Consider the following 1,795-nt stretch of genomic DNA (forward strand, 5'->3'; position numbering starts at 1 on the left):
CATTATCTTGAAACTGAGTCTTCAACAATCGGGAGCTTTCGTTGAATAAAGAAAATCTAACGAATCCTTCAGAAATCAATCCGTGTTTCTTCTATTAGAATTATCTCAATTTAAAAATGTCAACAATGCTTCTGACAAACATGCATTTACATTTCATTGAATAGACACATGAAACCGCTTTAAAATGAAATTAAGATAAAATACAAAAACGAAAGAGACGAAGGAGGAGCTTTGATGGCTCAAAACAATGAGAAATCAGGAGTTAGGGCGAAAGTCCAGAAATTTGGAAGCTTTTTAAGCAGTATGATCATGCCAAACATCGCTGCATTTATCGCTTGGGGACTTATAACCGCATTATTCATTCCGGACGGGTGGTTCCCGAACGAAGACTTAGCCGCTATGGTTGGCCCGATGATCACGTATCTATTGCCATTATTAATTGCTTTTACAGGTGGACGCTTAATTCATGGGTTACGCGGAGGAGTCGTCGCTGCGACGGCTGCTATGGGTGTCATTGTCGGTTCACCGGATACACCGATGTTCCTCGGGGCCATGGTCGTTGGTCCGATTGCTGGTTACTTAATTAAAAAAGTAGACGAATTTTTCGATGGGAAAGTTCGCCAAGGCTTTGAAATGCTTGTTAATAACTTTTCAGCAGGGATCTTAGGAGCAGTACTAGCCGCACTCGCTTACTACACGTTGAGTCCACTCTTTTCAGGTATTACGGAACTTCTTGGTGTAGGAGTAGACTTCTTAATCTCTGCTGGCTTACTACCATTAGCAAACTTGTTCATAGAACCTGCCAAAGTAGTATTTCTAAACAACGCAATCAACCACGGAATTTTAACACCACTTGGTACAGAACAATCCGTAGAAACAGGAAAATCGATTCTATTCTTACTTGAAGCAAACCCTGGTCCAGGATTTGGTGTCTTGCTAGCCTTTATGTTCTTTGGAAAAGGAACATCTAGACAAACCGCTCCAGGTGCAGCAGTTATTCAGTTTTTGGGTGGAATTCATGAGATTTATTTCCCGTATATTCTATCCAAGCCTTTAGTCATTCTTGGTGCCATTGCTGGCGGTGTTTCAGGAACAGCAACCTTTTCTTTCTTTAATGCAGGACTGACCGCTGCAGCTTCACCGGGGAGTATCATTGCCGTTTTAGGTATGACACCAAGAGGCAGCTATGTTGGAGTGATTGCAGGTGTGGTCGTAGCTGCAACTGTTTCATTTATCGTATCGTCCATTATTTTGAAAGCGAGCAAAGATGAAGGCGATGGAGATATGGAAGAAGCAACAGCTAAGATGGAAGGTATGAAAGGGAAGAAGAGTCGAGTATCCGACCAATTATCCGGGAAACAAGAAACTAAAGCTACAGCTGAAAATAAAAACACAGACAACGTTCCTGAACTTGATTATTCCAAAGTCGAAAAAATCATATTTGCTTGTGATGCTGGAATGGGCTCAAGTGCCATGGGTGCATCCTTGCTGAAGAATAAATTCAAAAAAGCAGATATTAATATTGATGTAACGAATATGGCAATCAATGATTTACCTCAGGATGTTGATGTTGTTATCACACACAAAGATTTAACGGAACGTGCGATGCAAAAAGTTCCACATGCGCACCATATTTCAGTAGAGAATTTCTTGAACAGTCCAAAATACGATGAGTTGGTAAAAGAATTAACGAGTGACTCAAGTGTGGCTGATGATGAAGTTGAGATTCCAGCTGATGTTCCATCCTTGGACCGTTCAAATGTCGAAAAAATCATATTTGCTTGTGATGCTGGAA

The 1,795-nt window shown here is 40.9% G+C and carries 1 protein-coding gene; it reads left to right on the forward strand.

Annotated elements, in window-relative coordinates:
- Positions 1-231 precede the first annotated feature (231 nt).
- Positions 232-1,795 (forward strand): PTS mannitol transporter subunit IICB (locus LD39_RS19455; protein ID WP_369793266.1); only part of this gene is annotated, 1,564 nt, incomplete at its 3' end.

This window comes from Halobacillus sp. BBL2006, from assembly GCF_000786645.1.
GTDB lineage: Bacteria > Bacillota > Bacilli > Bacillales > Halobacillaceae > Halobacillus.